Here is an 18,294-nt window from a genome sequence, read left to right on the forward strand (position 1 = left end):
GAGCATCGATCGTGGAATCGGCAGCAGCGCTCCCCCGTCCGGTCCTCACCGCCGAATCCGTCCTTCCGGAGGACGCCGGCCGGGCCGCCCTCGTCGCGCGCGTCCACGACCCGGAAGGGGACGGACCGTGCGTGGCCGCGGTCCGCGGAGAGCACGTCGTCGACCTGACGGCTCTCGCACCCACCGTCTCCGACCTCATGGAACGCGAGGACGCGGCGGCCGTCGTCCGCGAGGCCGGCGGCGGACGCACCTGGCGCCTGGGCGACTTGCTGCAGGCGCCGCCCGGCCGCCGTGACGTGCCGCATCTGCTCGCCCCCGTCGACCTCCAGGTGATCAAGGCGGCGGGCGTCACCTTCGCCCGGAGCCTGCTGGAACGCGTCATCGAAGAGCGCACGGGCGGCGATCCGGCGCAGGCCGCGAGGGTGCGGGCCCGCGTCGGGCAGGTGGTGGGCGGAAGGCTCGACGGCATCCGTCCCGGATCACCGGAGGCGGTCAAGGCCAAGGAACTGCTCGTCGCCGAAGGACTGTGGTCGCAGTACCTGGAGGTCGGGATCGGGCCGGATCCGGAGGTGTTCACCAAGGCCCCCGTACTGTCCGCGGTCGGCACCGGCGCCGACATCGGAGTGCTCGGTGCCTCCGTGTGGAACAACCCCGAACCCGAGGCCGTCCTCGTCGTGGACTCGCGCGGCCGGGTACGCGGAGCGACGCTCGGCAACGACGTCAACCTGCGCGACATCGAGGGACGCAGCGCCCTGCTGCTGTCCCGCGCGAAGGACAACAACGCCTCCTGCGCGATCGGCCCGTTCGTCCGCGTGCTCGACGAGGACTTCGGCCTCGACGCCGTACGCGGGCTCGACATCGGCCTGCGGGTCGACGGCACGGACGGCTACGTGCTGCGGGGCAGCAGTTCCCTGCGCGAGATCAGCCGTGACGTGCTGGACCTGGTGGCCGCCACACATGGCCCGCACCATCAATACCCGGACGGCTTCGTGCTGTTCACGGGCACGCTGTTCGCCCCGACCGAGGACCGGCAGGCGCCCGGCGCGGGCTTCACCCACGAGTACGGCGACGTCGTACGGATCTCCAGCCCGCGGCTCGGCGCCCTGGTCAACACCGTCGTCCCCAGCGAGGAGGCCGCGCCGTGGACGTTCGGCGTGGGAGCGCTGATGCGCAGCCTCGCCCGGCGCGGCCTGTTGTGAGACCTCCCGACGGTTCGGGGTGCGCGCCGCCCCTGGCGTACGCCGCGCACCCCCGGTTCAGGTGGTGAGCGGCTCCTGCACGATCGTGGCGTGCAGGAGCCGCGTGTGATCCACATGGCGTTCGGCTCCGGTCAGCACGACGCCGGCCGTCAGGCGCGGATCCGCGCTGGAGGCGGCCAACCGCACCTCCAGCTCACCCGGTTCGACGACGCGCCGGCCGTCGCGGCCGGTGAAGGAGGCGACGTCGGCCGGGACCGTGACGCTCAGGCGCCGGGCCTCCCCCGGCTCCAGGGCGACCCGGGTGTAGCCGACGAGGCGCTGCACCGGCTGGACGACGGAGGCGACCGGGTCGTGCAGATAGAGCTGGACGACCTCGGTGCCGGAACGGTCGCCGGTGTTGCGGACGGTGAAGGAGAGGGCGAACCCGCCGTCCGTCGGGGCCTCCTGGACCTGCACCGTCAGGTCGGTCCAGTCGAACCGTGTGTAGGACAGGCCGTGGCCGAAGGCGAACGCGGGGGTCGGGTCGATGTTGGACACCTCGCTGGCGTGCGCGAGCCGCGCCCCGAGGTACGTGCCCGGCTGGGAGCCCGGCCCGCGCGGCACGCCGACCGGGAGACGTCCGGAGGGATCGACACGGCCGCTGAGCACCCCGGCGATCGCGCGCGTGCCCTCCTCGCCCGGGAAGAAGGACTGCACGATCGCCGCGGACTCCTCGACCGCGTGGCCGAGGGCGTAGGGCCGCCCGGTCAGCAGCACGGTCACCACGGGCGTGTCGAGGTCGAGCAGCGTGTCGAGCAGGTCCTGTTGCGCGCCGGGCAGGGCCAGTGTCTCGACGTCGCAGCCCTCTCCGCTGGTGCCTCGCCCGAAGAGTCCGGCGCGGTCGCCGAGCACCACCAGGGCGACGTCGGCCTCGCGCGCCACCCGCGCGGCCTCGTCGAGGCCGGAGAGGTCCCCGTCGTCGACGCCGGTGCCGCGGGCGTAGGTGATCTCGGCGTCGGGGAACTCGGCGGCGAGCGTCTCGCGCAGGGTGGGCAGCTCGATGCCGAGGGGGGTCCCTGGGTGGCGGACGCCGATGTGCTGGGGGAAGGAGTAGCAGCCCAGTACGGCGGTGGCCTCGGCCGCGTTGGGGCCGATCAGCGCGATGCGGCGGGGCCGGGCCAACGGCAGGGTGCCGTCGTTGCTCAGCAGCACGACCGCTTCCTCGGCGAGCGTGCGGGCCAGGGCGCGGTTCTCCGGACCGTCCAGGTCGATCCGGCCTCGCAGGGCGGCCGGATCGTCCGGGTCCGCCCCGTCGAGCGCCGCCGGCACGGGGTCCCAGTCCGGGTCGAGCAGGCCGAGTGCCACCTTCTGGGCGAGCACCCGGCGTACCGCACGATCGACCAGCTCCTCCGGTACGCGGCCGTCGGCGACGGCCTCGGTCAGGGGCGCCCCGTACGTCTTGACGTTGGGCAGTTCGACGTCGATGCCCGCGTGCAGCGCCGTGCCGGCGGCGCCCGCCCAGTCGGCGGCGACGCCGTGCAGGGTCTTGAGGAAGGCGATGGCGAAGTAGTCGGCGACGACGGTGCCGTCGAAGCCCCAGGTGTCCCGCAGCAGCCCGGTGAGCAGGTCCTCGTCGGCCGCGGACGGCATGCCGTCGGTGTCGGTGTAGGCGTTCATCACGGAGCGGGCGCCGCCCTCGCGGATCGCCATCTCGAACGGCGGCAGCAGGACGTCGGCGCGCTCGCGCGGACCCACGGAGGCGGGGGCGAGGTTGCGTCCGGCGCGGGAGGCCGAGTAGCCGACGAAGTGCTTGAGGGTGGCGACGACCCCGGCGGACTCCAGGCCCTGGACGTACGCGGTGCCGATGGTGCCGACGAGGTACGGGTCCTCGCCGATGGTCTCCTCCACCCGGCCCCAGCGGGCGTCGCGCACCACGTCCAGGACGGGGGCGAGACCCTGGTGGACACCGACGGACCGCATGTCACGGCCGATCGCGGCGGCCATCCGGCGCACCACGTCCGGGTCGAAGGAGGCGCCCCAGGACAGCGGGACGGGGTAGGCGGTGGCGCCCCAGGCGGCGAAGCCGGCCAGACACTCGTCGTGCGCGAGAGCGGGGATGCCGAACCGGTTCGTGGCGGCGATCCGGCTCTGGGTGCGGGCCAGGGAGAGCGCGCCCAGGGCGGGATCGACCGGGACCGTGCCGAAGGGGCGGGTGAGCTGGCCCAGCCCGTCGGGCAGGAGCGCGTCGAGGTCGACGGCCTCCTCCATGTCGTGCTGGTGGGGGGCCACTTCGCCGCCCTCGTCGGAGGCTCCCACCCACACGCCGTACAGCTGGGCGATCTTCTCCTGGAGGGTCATCGCGCCGATCAGCGCGTCGACCCTCGTGGTGACGGGGGCGGTGGGGTCGTTCCAGAGGGAGATCGCGGAGGTGTTCTCTACGGCCACGTCGGCGTTCACTTTCCTCCCACGCCCGTCGGCCCCTTGACCAGGGCGGTACGGGCGAACCGGTAGACGAGTGGGTCCGTGCCTGCGCCGGTCACCGGCCGAACCCCGCGGTCAGACCGCTCAGCAGCTGGCGGCGGCCGAAGGCGTACAGCACCAGGACGGGCAGCGTGGTGAGGACGACGGCCGCGAGCACGGCGGGGACGTTGACCCCGTACTGGCCCTGGAAGGTCCACAGGGCGAGCGGCAGGGTCCGGCGGTCCGGGCTCTGGGTGAGGACCAGCGGCAGCAGGAACCCGTTCCAGATGGTCAGGGCGTTGAAGATGCTCACGGTGAGGATGGCCGGCTGGGTGAGCGGTGCCGCCAGCCGCCACAGCGTCGTCCATTCGGTGGCGCCGTCGACCCGCATCGAGTCGAACAGCTCCTTGGGCACGTCGCGGATGAAGTTGGCGAGCACCAGCACGGAGAGCGGGATGGCGAAGGCGATCGACGGCAGGATCAGCGCCGCCAGACTGTCGTACAGGTGCAGCTTGATGATGATCAGGTAGACCGGGATCACCGTCGCCTGCAGCGGGATGGCCAGGCCCATGAGGAACAGCCCGTTCACGGCACGGAGGACCCGCATGCGCCAGCCGCGGACGATCGCGTAGGCCGCCATGAAGGAGACGACGACCGCCGGTACCACGGCGCCGACGGTCACCACGACGCTGTTCACGAAGTACTGCAGGAAGTCGGACTCGATGACCAGCCGGTAGTTCTCCAGTGTCGGGTCGCCCGACGGCACCAGCGGGTTGCTCGCGTAGTAGCGGGTCCGTTCCTTGAGGCTGGTGATGAGGGTCCAGTACAGGGGCACGGCGACGACGGCGAGCCAGAGCCATCCGGCCAGGCCCCCGGCCCAGTTGCGCCGGCGGGCCGCCGGGCGGGGGCGGCGTTGCCCTTCACGGTGGGTGATCTTCTGCGGTCGTCGCGTCTTGGTCAGCGTGGTGGTCACGTCAGGCCCCCTCGAGTTGGCTCGCGTCGGCGTCCCGGCCTCCGAGGCGGCGCAGCAGCAGGGCGAGGGCGAGACCCACGAGGACCAGGATGACCGCGATGGCGCTGGCGGGTCCCATCAGGCTGGCCTGGAACCCCCGTTTGTACATGTCCAGTGCGAGGACCCGGGTGGCGTCGCCGGGGCCGCCCTCGGTCAGGACGAAGATGAGGTCGAAGAAGGTCAGCGACCCGACGACCATCAGCGTGGACGAGGTGATGATGGTGTACTTCAGCTGCGGCAGCGTGATGCTGAAGAACTGCCGGATCCGTCCGGCGCCGTCCAACTGCGCCGCCTCGTAGAGGGACTTCGGGATCTGCTGGACGCCGCCCTGGTAGATCAGCGAGTGGAACGGGATGAACTGCCAGGAGACGACGAAGACGACGACCCCGAACGCGAGCCCCGGCCGTCCCAGCCAGTCCTGGCTGAGCGCCTGGATCCCCAGTCCGGCACCGAGCCCGAAGTTGGGGTCCAGCAGTGCCTCGTAGGCGATCGCGATCGCCGCGGAGCTGAGCATCAGCGGGACGAAGTACACCACGCCCAGCACCGCGCGGTAGCGCTGGCGGCCCGCCAGGAACGTGCCGAGCAGGATGCTCAGCGGCGTCTGCACGACCCAGGACACGGCCATCACCAGGAACGTCACCCAGAGGGCGTGCGGCAGCCCGGGGTCGGTGAGCACCGCACGCCAACTGGTCAGCCCCGTAAGGCGGATGGCACCGATCCCGTCCCAGGTGGTGAAGCTCAGCGCGAAGACACCGACGAGCGGGACCACGGCGAAACCGACGAAGACCACCAGCGCCGGCGCCGCCAGCCACGGCAGGACGCTGCGTGGCTCACGACGCCGCGGCAGGCCGGTGAGCGCGCTCATGCGCCGGTGACCGCGTTGAGGTTGCGGGCGAACTGCTGGGGTGAGATCGACAGTTGGAACAACTTGACGATGTTGTCCAGCATGGTCTCGGCGGCGGTCGGGCTGAGCGCCTGGTCCCAGGACTGGACGAACACCTTGGCCTTACTGGCGATGTCGTACGTGAACTGGAGGAAATCGGCGTTCTCGGAGGCGGCCAGCAGCTTCTCCGTGCCCAGCCGGATCGGGACCGACCCGTTGCCGATCCACTTCTTCACCTCCTCCTCCTGGAGGACACCCGTGGCGAAGAAGTCCTTCGCGACCTTCTTCTGCTCGGCGCCGGCCTTCGAGGAGATGGACAGGTAGTGGGCGGGATTGCCGACGGTGTCGCTCGGATCGCCCTTGCCGCCCTCGACGGGCGGGAAGGTCATGTAGCCCAGCGAGCCGCTGGAGACGAAGTCCCCGCCGTCCGTCTGCTGGATGCCGTACGACCAGGCTCCGTGCAGCATCATGGCGGCCCTGCCGGTGTACAGCAGCGCCTGATCGGCGTTGGAGTCCGCGGTGATCGAGGAGAAGCCCTTGACGAACCCGTCGGCCTTGACCAGGTCCTGCAGTCTGGTCAGCGCCGTGATGGCGTCCGGGTGGGACCAGGCGTTCTTCTCGCCTTCGATGGCGGCCTGGAAGACCTCAGGACCACCGATGCGGTCGAACAGGAACTCCAGCCACATCATGTTCGTCCACCGGGACTGGCCGCCGAGGGCGAACGGCGCTATGCCCTTCGCGTTGAACCTGGGCACCAGCGCCATGATGTCGTCCCAGGACTCCGGTGGTTTCACACCGACCTGATCGAAGACCTTCCTGTTGTAGTAGAGGATGATCGGCTGCACGGTCTCGCACGGCATCGCGTAGATCTTGCCGTCGACGGTCGCCGCGCCGAACGAGGACGGGAACAGCCCCTTCTTGACCTCGGAGTGCTCGTCGAACCACGAGGTGAGGTCCTCCACCTGGCCCGCTTCCGCGTAGGCGCGCAGCGTCCCGCCGCCCCAGCCCCAGATGATGGTGGGCGCCTGCCCGGCACCGATGGCGGTCTTGATCTTCGTCTTGTACGCGTCGTTCTGGAAGGTCGTGTCGTCGATCTGCTCGTCGGGGTGGGCCTTGTTGAACGCGTCCACGACGCCGGCCCTGACGCCTTCCTGCGGCTGTCCGTTCAGGTACCAGTACGTGGCACCACCGCTCTTGCCGGGTCCTGACGAGCCGCCGCAGGCCGTCAGCGCCGCGGAGACCGGCACGGCGGCCGCCAGGCCGAGGAGGGTACGTCGAGAGAGCGCCATGATTTTCTCCCCACTCGAGAGCCGTCGGCTTCTCGTGAGTCATGGTGAAAGGTTTTCGAAAATTCCTTCTTCTGGCTCTGTTGCTGCAAGCTAGGTTTCGAGCTGACGCCCTGTCAAGACGCGTGCAGCCACCGTGCAGCACGGAAGATTTCCGCGCAGCACCAGCACCTGAGCGGCTCCCGGAGCACCATGACGGGGGCCGAAACCATTTCGAAACTGGCCGATCAGGGGCGGGGGTGACGCAGTGGCCGCAGGCTGACACACTGTCGGTGCAGGTCATACCGGTCCGGTGTGGAGGCCGGTGCCGCCCTCGCCGGACCGAGTTGACGTCCTCCTGGCTGAGACGACACCGGCGCGCGCCGCCGCGGAGTGCGGAACGAGCACGGCGGCCGGACCGGTTCACCGGTACGGTTGACCGGCTCCGTCCGCGTGGCCGGCCCGACCGGTGGGTAACCACACCGGTGGGCCTACAGCTGAGAGGAACCGATGCGACCGAACGCCAGGCGCACCACTTTGGCGGACATCGCCCAAGCGGCTGGAGTCTCCGTCGCGACCGTGTCCAAGGTGGTCAACGGTCGCGGTGACGTGGCGCCGCACACCCGCGTCCGTGTGCAGGAGCTGCTGCATCAACACGACTACCTCGCACCCGTGTTCCGCCACACCGAGGCCGTCGAGAACCCGACCATCGAGGTGCAGTTCAAGGGCGGCCTCAAGTCGTACGTGGCGGACACCCTGGAAGGCATCATCGACTCGGCCGCCGAATCGGGAGCCTCGGTGGTGGTCAGCAAGGCGTCCAGCGCCCCGCACTGGGCCCGGGACCTGGTCTCGGCCGGGCGCCGCGCCGTCATCGCGGTCACCAGCGTGTACACCACGGCGCACCTGAACGAACTGGCCCGGTCCGGGCTGCCGCTGGTCGTGCTGGACCCGCTGCACCTGCCGGACAGCCGGGTCAACAGCGTCGGGGCGACCAACTTCGCCGGCGGCCTGGCCGCGACCCGGCACCTGCTCTCCCTGGGCCACCGCCGCGTCGCCTACCTCGGCGGACCGGCCATGGCCGTCTGTAACCAGGCACGCATGCACGGTTACCGCGCCGCCATGGAGGCCGAAGGAGCGCAGGTACCGGACGCCTACGTCCGGCCCGGAGAATTCACGTACGAGACCGGCTTGCTCGGCGCCACGGCACTGCTGGACCTGGAAGAACCTCCGACGGCGGTCTTCGCGGGCAACGACGAGATCGCCCTCGGTGCCATCGAGTCCGCTCGCGCCCGGGGCCTGCGCGTTCCCGAAGACCTGAGCGTGGTCGGCTTCGACGACACGAGCCTCGCCCAGATGGCCTCACCGCCCCTGACCACCGTGCGCCAGCCGCTCCGGGAGATGGGCGCCGCCGCCCTGCGCACCGCCCTCCGGCTGGCCAACGGCGAAAAGGTCGAGTCCCACCACATCGAACTCGCCACCGAACTCGTGGTACGCGCCTCGACGGCACCGCCTCGCGAGGAGGCTCCGGCGCACGGGTGAGCGCAGGTGAAGGGTCATCGGGGTTCGGCAACGGCATGCCGGTGACGGCGACTGTGCGTGCGATGCGGACGGCGGGACGACCTGACCGTCCACCACCGCGGGAACCGGCATGGGCGGCGCCCGCGAGGAGCGGATCAACCAGGCACAAGCGCACGGTGCACATGGCGGAGGTCTTGTGTCCGCTCCCAGGCAGCGGCCCGGGGCCCGCCGTCAGCCGGTGAGGGCTTCGCCCGCCGAGTAGCGGGGGCGCGTCGGCCGAGGGAGGCACAGGGCTCGCCCGCAGCAGCGTCCGCCGGCCCGACCGCACGGCTTGTGGGAGCACGCCCGCTCCGTCTCTCGACCTCCCCAGCGGTTCGGCCGGCAGGCCACGACTCCGGCCGGCCCTTCCCTCACGTTCGCGGGGCACCCTGCGGGGTCCTGTGGTCGTGGAGAGCCTGTTCGAGGGCGTCGAGGCGCCGCCGCTGCCGGCGTGCGGTGAGGGGGTTGACCAGGAACCCGCAGGCCACGAGGAGCTGGAAGCAGGCGTATCCGTAGCGGGCGGCGAGGATTCTGGATGACGGCGCTCACCAGCCACGGCAGCGCGGCGACTCCCGTCACCCAGCGCGCCCACCGGCGCTGCCGGGTGTCCACTGTGTGGCGCTGACGTGCGGCGGGGTCTTGACGATCCGCAGGCTCTCGTCGGCATCGTATTCGTACGGGTCCTCCAGCAGTTCGTCGACGACCCCGTCCGCCACCCGCACCGCCTCGGCCGCGTCGATGCCGGCGACGCCGGCCGGGACGTACACGTCCTCGGGTGCTTCGGCCGTGATCCGTTGCAGGTGCCGGTCGCCGGTGCCGGCCCGCTGGGCGTCGGGAGAAGCGGGTGGCACAGCGGCGGGCGGCGCGGACACCACCGAACGGGGCACTCTGAACGGTCTCGTCGATGCTCGCCCAGGCCACACCGTCCTCTAGCCCGCCGCGTCGTTCTGTGCCCGCAGGGCCGTGAGCAGCCAGTCGTGCGCGGTCCCGGGCGTCGGCTCGGGGCGGCCGCCCCGCGGGGTGTTCACCACGGCCATCAGCTCCCAGTACCGGTCAAGCCGTGGGTCGGCCGTGAGCTGCCCGGTCAGCAGGCGGCGGAAGACCGGGGTGTCCCGGGTGCCGTACGCGCTGGCGTACGCGGCCACGAAGCCGTCCAGCGCCTCGCCGGGGTACGGGGCGCGGTCCTGGCGCAGCTGCGAGCCTGCCAGCTCGTACGCCTCCGCGAGGCCCGTGTACAGCACGTCCGCCCCGCGGGCCCCCGTGGCCCGGTGCGCTTCGGGCTGGGGCTGGGCGCCGCCCGGGCAGGGGCGGGTGACGAGGGCGTTCAGCCGGGCGAAGGCGAGCACCTGGGCCGGCTCCGGGTCGTCGGGCGGCTGCGGGACCGTCACTTCCAGGAACGCGGATGCCGGCCCCGCCGACATCCGCGGCGGCAGCCAGGCTCGCCAGAACCGGACCAGCGGGGCCGTGCTCGGCGGGGTGTCCACCGCGCCGAGCAGCCGCAGCCGGTCGGCTCGCTCCCCGGGCGGGCAGTCCCGCACCAGCTGCAGTGCCGCCTCACGCCAGCGCAGGGCCGTGAGCTGGGAGCCGAGTACGCGCAGCCGTCCGGCGACGGCGTCCTCCAGTGCGGCGTCCCATGCGTCCTCCTCGTCGAGGACACGGCGCACCTCGGGGACCGGGAGGTCCAGGGCGCGCAGGGAGCGGATCAGGCGCAGCCGGTCCAACGCGTCGGGTCCGTAACGGCGGTGCCCGCCGACGCTGCGAGACGCCTCCGGCAACAGCCCGTGGTCGGAGTAGTAGCGGACGGTCTTGACGGTGACGTGCGCGTGCTCGGCGAGTTCGCCGATGCTCCACAGACCGTCCTGGGGCGCGGGCACTTGAACCTCCCTCAGGGGGAGTTCCTACCGTACCGGCGAGCGTGGGCCGGGCATGCGGCCGGTCCGCGGGCGACCGCGTGCGAAGGAGAGGGTCATGACCGTGTTCATCATGGTGCCGGGCGTGTTCACCGGCGTCCACGTCTGGGAGGAGACGGCCGCCCGGCTGACCGGGGCGGGCGCCGAGGTGCGCGCGGTCGCCCTCACGGGACTCGACGGATCACGTGGTCCGGTGGGGTCCCCTGGTGCCGCGCCGTCCGGCGTCGACCTGGAGACGCATATCGCTGACGTGATCGCGGCGATCGACTCGGTGAGCGCGGCGGAAGGGGCCGCCGGCCGGGAGATGGTGCTGGTCGGCCACGATTACGGCATTCATCCGGTTCTGGGCGCCGCGGACCGGCGGGCGGAGCGCGTAGCCCGCGTCGTGTACCTGGACGCGGGATTGCCGAGGGACGGTGTCCCGGCCCTGGCGGCGGTGCCCGACCAGGCACTCCGCGAGCAGGTGCGCACGCAGGCCGGTGGGGAGGGAACCGGCGGGGAGTTGATGCCTCCGGGTCGCGACGAGTGGCGGCGGTGGGGCAGCACCGAAGGGGTTTCCGACGCGGCCCTCGACCGGCTCACCGCGCTGGCCGCGCCGCAGCCGCTGGGCACCCTTCTTCAGCCACTGCGCCTGACCGGTGCGGCCGCCACGGTGCCCACCACCGGAGTGCTGTGCACCGCCAACGGCACGAGTATCGACATGGTGCGGAGGCTGGTGGGCTTCGGCGACCCCGCCCTGCGAGTCCTGGCCGATCCCCGGGTGACCTTCTTCGAGCTCCCCACGGGGCACTGGCCGATGCTCTCCTGCCCCGATGAGCTGGCAGAGGTCCTGCTGCGGGCCGCGGCCGGCGAGGGACAGCGGCTGGAGCCGGCCGGCACCGCGGGGCCACCCGCCCACCTGCGGCCGTTCCGGCTGGAGGTGCCCGAGGTCCCCCGTGAGCGACGGGAGCACGTCGACCTCTACCCGCCGCCCGGCGCCGAGGGCCGACGCCCCGCAGTGGTGTTCGTGCACGGCGGACCGGTGCCCGCCGGGGCCCGGCCGACCCCGCGGGAGTGGCCGACCCTGGTGGGATACGCACGGTACGCGGCCGGGCGGGGAGCCGTGGGCGCCACCCTCGACCACCGGCTGCACGATGTGGCCGACTACGAGTGCGCCGCCACGGACGTGGCCGCCGCGGTGGAACTGGTCCGGGCCGATCCGCGGGTGGACCCGGACCGGATCGCACTGTGGTTCTTCTCGGGCGGCGGGCTGCTCACGGCGGACTGGCTGGACGCTCCCCCGGCGTGGCTGCGCTGTCTGGCGGCCACCTACCCGGTCCTCGCTCCGCTGCCGGTCTGGGGGCTCGCCGGCAGCCGCTTCCATCCTGCGGACGCCCTGACCCGCGCGGGCGCCCTGCCCGTCGTCCTCACCCGGGCAGGACTGGAGAGCCCTGAGATCGCCGCCACCGTCGAGGCATTCCTGGCCGCGGGCAAGGACTGCGGGGCGGCCGTCGAGGTGGTCGACGTACCGAACGGCCACCACGGCTTCGAGACCGTCGACCCGGTCGACGAGTGGCGCGCGGCCGTGGACCGCGCGATGCACTCGGTACTGGCGCACCTGACAGTCCCGTCATCCGACGCGGACTGACGGCCCCACAGCCTGGCCGAGCGTTTCGTCCTGGGGTCAGTGTCTGGTCCCGTCAGGGCCGGCGAACTCCCTGAAGCCGGTGAACGGCCGGTCCCTGACGGGCGGCTCGTCTCCCGGCTCGCGGATGACGGCGCGACGAGGACACCGCGGTGCCGCAGGCCGTCCGTGACGTGTCGGACATCCGAATTCTCCTGGGCGGCCGACGTCGGCCTGCGGCGACTGCGCATCGAAGCCCTGGTCGCCCAGGACAAGCGGCAGGAGGCCAACGCCGCACTCACCGCGTTCCCGTCCCCATCGGCCCCCGTACGCTGCACACGTTTACCGTGCCCCCTCCGGTATATGACTCCGGCATGACCCGCGTCCTGCACGGCACGCCGGCCTTCGTGAACTACCTGGAGCTCTCAGCGATGCCGGTTTCGGTCAGCAGGTGCCCCAGGGGCTCCCTGGAAACGGGTGACCGCCGGCGAGCAGTAGGCGGTCGTGACCGAGCGGGCCAGAGCCTGTCCGATGAGTCGAGTGACCGGCGATCGGCGGGATCGTTCCGACTGGTGTGGGGCGGGGCGACCTTCCTGACGCGCAGTGGGCTCGGCTGGAGCCGCACCTTCCGAAGAACGCAGGACGGGGCGGCGAGCGGCGGAACGCGGTGACGGGAATGCCGTCACACGCTGCCCCCCGATGGGGAGGCCACGGACAAGAACGCCCCGGTCGAAGCCGCCGCACGCCGAACCGCGGACGCGGATCAGCACCTGGCGGCGGAGCAGGTGGAACGGGAGGAACGGGTGATCGGCGCGCCCTTCGGCAGCCTGGAGCACCCCGGCGCGATCGCCGAAGGGCTCAAGAGGGGCGAGACCGTCACGGTGCTCGGTTTCGGTGCCTTCCGCCTCGACGACGACCGCGTCGCGTTGCGGCCGGGTCGGGCGCTGAACGAGTACGTCAGCGGCGCCGGTCTCCGTGGTGGCGCCGCGGGTGCCGAGCCTGCCGCCGCTGGACTCCAGGTGGGCGCGTACGAACCACTGGAACAGCTCCAGACCCCTCAGTCACCCGATGAGCACGTCCCGGGTGACCGGGTCGGACGTCTCGATGGCCTGCATGGCCTCACGGTGGTCCTTGATCACACCCGTGTAGACGAGGTCCAGGGCACCGAGGTGCCCGATGGCTTCGGCCCGCCCGATCGAGTAGTCGTTCCAAGCGCGGACCGACCACGTTCCAGTGGACGTGCTTCAACGTCAGGGGCGGATCGTTCAGCGCGTGCAGGCGCAGCCGCAGCATCGCCACGATCCGGCTGCTGTCCTGCGTACGGTGTACGAGAGGTCGGAGCCCTGAGAGGGCACGGCGCCACTCCTCTGTTCGTCCTGTGCGGCGATGAGCACAAGAGCAGGCCCGGGGCGGCCCGTCGCGTGGCCGCGCGCGACAGCCCGCGACTGTCACCGGAGCGGAGCACTCCGCCGGGCTGCGGGCCGTCCTCAGGCTCGGGCGGTCGCATCGCGTGTGGTGATTTATGGTGACGTCAGGAGCATGTCCCTACCGGAGGTGCAATGATGCGCGCCGCGGCAGCGATCGTCTCCGGGGCTGTCAGTATGGCGCTCATCGCCGTGACGTCGGCGTGCGACCAGGGCGGGTCGGAGCCGTCGGACGTCCGTTACGGTGACTGCCCGATCTCAGGACGATACGGGGAGTTCGACCTGTCGCCCGAGACGGCGGGCGTCCTCACGGTCAAGACGACCCTGCCCGCGCCCGGCTGGTGGAACGGCGACACGCCGGACTCCGTGACGAGCGGATACGAGTACTGCATGGCGGCCAACATCGCCTACCGGGCCGGTCTCGACCGGGTGGCGGTGAAGAACGCCCCCTTCCCGGAGGTCGTGTCCGGCCGGACCGAGGACTTCGACCTGGCCCTGGCACAGATCACGATCACCCCGGAACGGAGCAAGGTCGCCGCGTTCTCCCCGCCCTACCTCTCCTCGACCCTGGGAGTGCTCATCAGGGACGGCGAGCAGATCGACGAGGACAACATCCGCGACGTCCGCATCGGGGTGGCCGAGGGCACCACGGGCGAGGAGTTCGTCGCGGACCGCATCAAGCCGACCAAGCCCGTGACCGCGTTCGCCGACGACCCGGAACTGGTCACGGCGCTGGAGGAGGGGCGGATCGACGCGGCCGTCCACGACACGACGATCCTGCTGGCGTATCACCAGAAGAAGGAGGACAGGGTGCGCCTCGTGGGCCAGTACAGGGCCGGGCAGAGCTACGGCGCCCTGTACCCGAAGGGGTCACCCGACAAGGAGGAGCTGGACCGGATCATCAAGCAGCTGATCGACGACGGGACGCTCGCCAAACTGTCGGCCGTCTATCTCGGGGCCGCCTTCGGCCAGGATCCGGTCAAGATCCCGTACCTCACCGTCGACGACGGCTCCTGAACACCGTCGGGCGGGCGCACCCGTGAGGGGAGCACCGGTCCCATGACCCCGCACCCCTCACAGGTCGGCCATCAGGAGAGCGCCCAGGCCACCGGTGGTACCGGCGTCCAGCGACTGCTCAGCCCAGATGATCTTTCCCCTGTCGGTGTACCGGGTGCCCCAGCGGCGCGACAACTGGGCCACGAGGAACAGGCCACGGCCCCCTTCGTCGGTGATGGCCGCGCGGCGCAGGTGCGGGGATGTGCTGGTGCCGTCGCCGACCTCGCAGATCAGACTGTCACCGTCGCGCAGCAGTCGCAGGCTGATGGGGCTCGCTCCGTAACGGATGGCGTTCGTGACCAGTTCGCTGAGGATCAGCTCGGTCGTGAAGGCGGTCTCGCCGAGCCCCCAGGACTCCAGCCTGCCGGTCGCCTCGGCCCGGATCCGGGAGACGGCGGCGGGGTCGTCGGGCACCTCCCACTCCGCGACCCGATCCGGGTCCAGCAGCCGGGTCCGTGCGACGAGCAGGGCGATGTCGTCACTCGACCCGTCGCGCAGCATCGCGTCGAGCACCGCGCGGCAGGTGCCGTCCGGGGTGGCTCCGTCCGTACGGAGCAGTGCCTCCCTCAGCATGCCGAGCCCGATGTCGATGTCACGCCCTCGGGCCTCGATCAGTCCGTCGGTGTACAGGACCAGTCGGCTGTCGGCGGCCAGCCGGAGTTCGGCCGTCTCGACCGGCAGGCCCCCGCCCACGCCGAGCGGCGGGGCGACGGGGATGTCGGGGAAGGTCACGGAGCCGTCGGGCGACACCAGCGCCGGACCTGGATGGCCGGCCCGGGCCAGGACACACCGGCCGGAGACCGGATCGTAGACGGCGTAGAGGCAGGTGGCACCGGTGACGGCCTCGGTGTTCCCCTCGGCCGCCGCGTCCTGGTCGATCCGGGTGATCACATCGTCCAGGTGCGCGAGAAGCTCGTCCGGAGACAGGTCCAGCGAGGCGAAGTTGTGCACCGCGGTTCTCAGGCGGCCCATCGTCGCGGCGGCGTGCAGTCCGTGGCCGACGACGTCACCGACCACCAGGGCGACCCGGGCCCCCGGCAGCGGGATGACGTCGTACCAGTCGCCGCCCACGCCCGCCTGGGCGGGGAGGTACCGGTGCCCGACCTCCAGGGCGGACAGCTCGGGGAGCGTACTGGGCAGCAGGCTGCGCTGGAGGGTGACAGCCGTGGTGTGCTCGCGGGTGTAGCGGCGCGCGTTGTCGATGCACACGGCCGCCCGTGTGGCGAGCTCCTCGGCGGGGAAGAGGTCGTCCGACTCGAAGGGGTCCTGCTCCGAACGCCAGAACTCCACGACGCCCAGCAATTGCCCCCGAGCCCGGAGCGGCACGGAGATCATGGAATGGATCCCGTATTCGATGACCTTCCGGGTCTGCTCCGGGTCCTGGGCGCGCCATCCGTCGGCCATGGCGAGGTGCGGCACCAGGACCGGACGACCGGTGGTCATGCCTACGGACACGGGGTTGTCGGACAGGTAGCGCAGGGACGTCCCGACCGGGTTGAGCGGCGCCTCCTCCCGGATGCCCGCGGCTGCGATCCGGCGCATCTCCGTACGCGCCCCCGTCGGCTCGTCACCGAGCAGCACGGGCTCGACCAACTCCACGGTGGCGAAGTCGGCGAAGCGCGGGACCACCACCTCGGTCAGCTCCTCGGCGGTGCGCTTCATGTCGAGGGTCGTCCCGATCCGTGTGCCGGCCTCGTACAGCAGTTGCAGGCGCCCGCCCGCCACCTCCGCCCGGCCCGCGAGGGCGCGCAGCTCCGTGGTGTCCCGAAGGGTGGCGACGACACCCCCCTTCGGGCCCACCGGCCGCAGGCTGACCGCGAGCAGGAGGTCCCCGGCGAGGAAGACCTTGTCCGTGACCGCCCGGGCCGATTCCAGCAGCCCGGCCAGGGCCGGGCTCAGCCCGAGCGCCGTGACCGGCTTGCCCTCGGCCTTCGGCGGCAGGGCGAGCAGTCGGCGTGCCTCGTCGTTGACCAGCAGCAGTTTCCCGTCGCCGTCCGTGATGATCACGCCTTCTCGCACCGCGTGCAGCACCGCGTCGTGATGCTCGTACATGCGGGTCATCTCCACCGGCAACAGACCTCGGGTCTGGCGCCGCAATCGCCCGCTGACCAGCGCCGACCCGCCCGCGGCAAGGAGCAGCGCGACACCGCCGGCCGCGAAGAGCACCGGGAGCTGGTGCTGCACCACACTGGTCACCTTGTCCACCGTGACCCCCACGGTGACGAGGCCGACCGCGGTCCCCTCCTCGTCGAAGACGGCCACCGTCGAGTCGACCGCCTTTCCCAGACTGCTGTCGAACGTGGTCTGGTAGGGCTCGCCTTCGAGCGCCTCGCCGTAGGAGGCGGAGACGTGCTCCCCGATCTGGTCCGGGTCCGGGTGGGTCCAGCGGAAGCCGTAGGGGCTCAGCGCCACGACGTAGTCGACGCCGGTCCTCTTGCGCACTGACTCGGCATGGGGCTGGAGCGCGGCGGTCGGGTCATCGCTCTGCATCGCCTCCGCCGTGCCCGGCGCCTTCGCGAACGACTCGGCCGCCACCAGCGAGCGATCACCGGCCTCCTGGATGGCGCTGTTGCGGTCCTGGATCACGATCGCCACCACGGCCGTGACGATGAGCAACAGCACGACCACCAGTTGCAGCAGGAAGACCTGACCGGCGACGCTGCGCGGATTCAGCAGGGACAGGACGCGCCGGCCGGCCGAGCCGCGCTGCCCCTCCGGGCCGGCTTCCGACGGCACCCGGTCACCCCGCCGACCCACCGGGAGGTATTGCCGAAGCTTGCCCATTTGTCCAGTATCAGTGAACCACCCGGTGCGCGCGGCTCAGGACGGGCCTGCCGGGCGGTGCCGCAGTGAACAGGGAGGTGGCCTCGACCGCGACCATGACATCCGGCTCGCCCCGGGCCGAGACCCCGGGCAGGGGCAGATGTCTCGGGACCAGCACTCCCCCCGCGTCCGCACGCCCTGATCCACCCGGTACGCCCGAACCCGCCCCGCCGGGAAGCCGGCGCTCTTGACGCAGCGCACCGCGCTGATCCTCTTCATAGCCGTCAGCATCGGCATCCGGTAGGACCGCACAACCTGATCGACCGACCGGCGAGGTCGGCCAGGAGGCTCCCCGCCCGATCCTGTGCAGCCCTTCCGGTTGAACGCGCAGCGGCCCCGAGACCGGCAGGGACCGCGCAGCAGCCCTTGGTCGCGGCGTCGGCGCACGTACGGTCGTTCTCGACGGCCACCACGGCGGTGCGCAGGTCGTCCAGGGCGTGGCCGAGGCGTTCGTCGGCGAGGTCGGCCGGGTGAGCGGGGGCATCACGCAAGGCGAGCAGGATGCGGCAGCGGATCGGGTCGGCGAGCGCCCGGCCGAACCGGGCCAGCACCTCGATGTCGGAGGCGACAGTCAGCACACCACGACTGTGCAGGAACTCCTGACTTCAGCGTTCCTTGGGTTCCGCGGACACGGCACCGCGGCGTGACGGACGTCAGGCGGCGGTGAACCGGTGGGCCTGCCCGTCTCGCCGCTCCACCCACCGCGGGACGTCCAGGATGGCCTCCGGGACGGCGACGCCAACGCCCTCAAGGAACACGACCAGGTCGTGGTCGCTCCAGGCGGTGCCGAGGCTCTCGTCGCGTCCGCGTGGGTGCCTGGTGACGTTCCGGCCGGTTCGTACGTGAGGGTCGATGCACGACGATCGACGCGCTGCTCACGCCTCCCGGCGCGCCCCGGGACGGGCTGGTGGGCGAGTCAGCCCGGGACGGTCAAGGAGTGTCGCCGGTCCAGTCCCAGCGGCCGGGCCCTCCGAAGCGGCGCCGCTCCGCCGACCTGATCGGCTGCAGCGTCATGGGTTTTCTCGTCACTCCACGGCGCGGCCGATGAGTTTGTGGCTCCCGGCCGGTCCAAGCTCGTGACACCCCAGGAAAGGACACCGCCATGTCGGAGCTTCTCGTCGAC

General features: G+C 71.6%; 11 protein-coding genes and 3 pseudogenes. 5 read left to right on the forward strand and 9 right to left on the reverse strand.

Annotated elements, in window-relative coordinates; all coding sequences use genetic code 11:
* Window positions 1–11 precede the first annotated feature (11 nt).
* Window positions 12–1,199: a fumarylacetoacetate hydrolase family protein gene (locus tag ACZ62B_RS35470; RefSeq protein ID WP_468887199.1), complete on the forward strand. Its 1,188-nt coding sequence runs from the start codon at window positions 12–14 to the stop codon at window positions 1,197–1,199.
* Window positions 1,200–1,256: 57 nt separating this feature from the next.
* Here the strand turns inward: ACZ62B_RS35470 and ACZ62B_RS35475 are convergent, their stop codons facing one another.
* The 4 genes from ACZ62B_RS35475 to ACZ62B_RS35490 form a co-directional block, all read right to left on the reverse strand.
* A complete protein-coding gene (locus tag ACZ62B_RS35475) occupies window positions 1,257–3,635 on the reverse strand; it encodes a beta-xylosidase/alpha-l-arabinosidase (protein ID WP_469693570.1) in 2,379 nt (792 codons plus the stop codon).
* A gap of 79 nt (window positions 3,636–3,714) precedes the next feature.
* Complete coding sequence (locus tag ACZ62B_RS35480; protein WP_468722350.1) at window positions 3,715–4,611, reverse strand: carbohydrate ABC transporter permease; 897 nt, start codon at window positions 4,609–4,611, stop codon at window positions 3,715–3,717.
* Window position 4,612: 1 nt separating this feature from the next.
* Window positions 4,613–5,515 carry a carbohydrate ABC transporter permease gene (locus ACZ62B_RS35485; RefSeq protein WP_344566482.1) on the reverse strand — a complete coding sequence of 301 codons (903 nt, stop codon included), beginning with the start codon at window positions 5,513–5,515 and terminating at the stop codon, window positions 4,613–4,615.
* Window positions 5,512–6,822: an extracellular solute-binding protein gene (locus tag ACZ62B_RS35490; protein ID WP_468722346.1), complete on the reverse strand. Its 1,311-nt coding sequence runs from the start codon at window positions 6,820–6,822 to the stop codon at window positions 5,512–5,514. Before ACZ62B_RS35490 ends, ACZ62B_RS35485 begins: the two co-directional genes overlap by 4 nt.
* A 486-nt stretch (window positions 6,823–7,308) precedes the next feature.
* Here ACZ62B_RS35490 and ACZ62B_RS35495 point away from each other — a divergent pair, with 486 nt between their 5' ends.
* On the forward strand, window positions 7,309–8,337 hold the full coding sequence (locus ACZ62B_RS35495) for a LacI family DNA-binding transcriptional regulator (protein WP_344566485.1): 1,029 nt from the start codon (window positions 7,309–7,311) through the stop codon (window positions 8,335–8,337).
* Between the two features lie 593 nt (window positions 8,338–8,930).
* Here ACZ62B_RS35495 and ACZ62B_RS35500 read toward each other — a convergent pair.
* Window positions 8,931–9,227, reverse strand: coding sequence for a hypothetical protein (locus tag ACZ62B_RS35500; protein WP_469693572.1), 297 nt, complete (start codon window positions 9,225–9,227; stop codon window positions 8,931–8,933).
* A 57-nt stretch (window positions 9,228–9,284) separates the two neighbouring features.
* On the reverse strand, window positions 9,285–10,229 hold the full coding sequence (locus ACZ62B_RS35505) for a helix-turn-helix domain-containing protein (protein WP_468887190.1): 945 nt from the start codon (window positions 10,227–10,229) through the stop codon (window positions 9,285–9,287).
* A 94-nt stretch (window positions 10,230–10,323) separates the two neighbouring features.
* Between ACZ62B_RS35505 and ACZ62B_RS35510 the strand changes: the two genes are divergently transcribed.
* Together ACZ62B_RS35510 and ACZ62B_RS35515 are read left to right on the forward strand one after the other, a co-directional pair.
* Window positions 10,324–11,892 carry an alpha/beta hydrolase gene (locus ACZ62B_RS35510; protein ID WP_469693575.1) on the forward strand — a complete coding sequence of 523 codons (1,569 nt, stop codon included), beginning with the start codon at window positions 10,324–10,326 and terminating at the stop codon, window positions 11,890–11,892.
* Window positions 11,893–12,442: 550 nt separating this feature from the next.
* Window positions 12,443–12,547 (forward strand): annotated as a pseudogene (locus ACZ62B_RS35515) (transposase); the annotation flags it as partial.
* A 277-nt stretch (window positions 12,548–12,824) separates the two neighbouring features.
* Here the strand turns inward: ACZ62B_RS35515 and ACZ62B_RS35520 are convergent.
* Window positions 12,825–13,223, reverse strand: a pseudogene (locus ACZ62B_RS35520) (DNA starvation/stationary phase protection protein); the annotation flags it as partial.
* 207 nt (window positions 13,224–13,430) lie between these two features.
* Between ACZ62B_RS35520 and ACZ62B_RS35525 the strand changes: the two are divergent.
* Entirely contained in the window at window positions 13,431–14,309 is an 879-nt protein-coding gene (locus ACZ62B_RS35525) for an ABC transporter substrate-binding protein (RefSeq protein WP_468722338.1), read from the forward strand.
* Window positions 14,310–14,366: 57 nt separating this feature from the next.
* Here the strand turns inward: ACZ62B_RS35525 and ACZ62B_RS35530 are convergent, their stop codons facing one another.
* Both ACZ62B_RS35530 and ACZ62B_RS35535 read right to left on the reverse strand, forming a co-directional pair.
* Window positions 14,367–17,132 carry a SpoIIE family protein phosphatase gene (locus ACZ62B_RS35530; protein ID WP_382052168.1) on the reverse strand — a complete coding sequence of 922 codons (2,766 nt, stop codon included), beginning with the start codon at window positions 17,130–17,132 and terminating at the stop codon, window positions 14,367–14,369.
* A 395-nt stretch (window positions 17,133–17,527) separates the two neighbouring features.
* A pseudogene (locus ACZ62B_RS35535) lies at window positions 17,528–17,749 on the reverse strand (transcriptional regulator); the annotation flags it as partial.
* Window positions 17,750–18,294 lie beyond the last annotated feature (545 nt).

It is taken from the genome of Streptomyces sp. NPDC053426 (assembly GCF_055585405.1).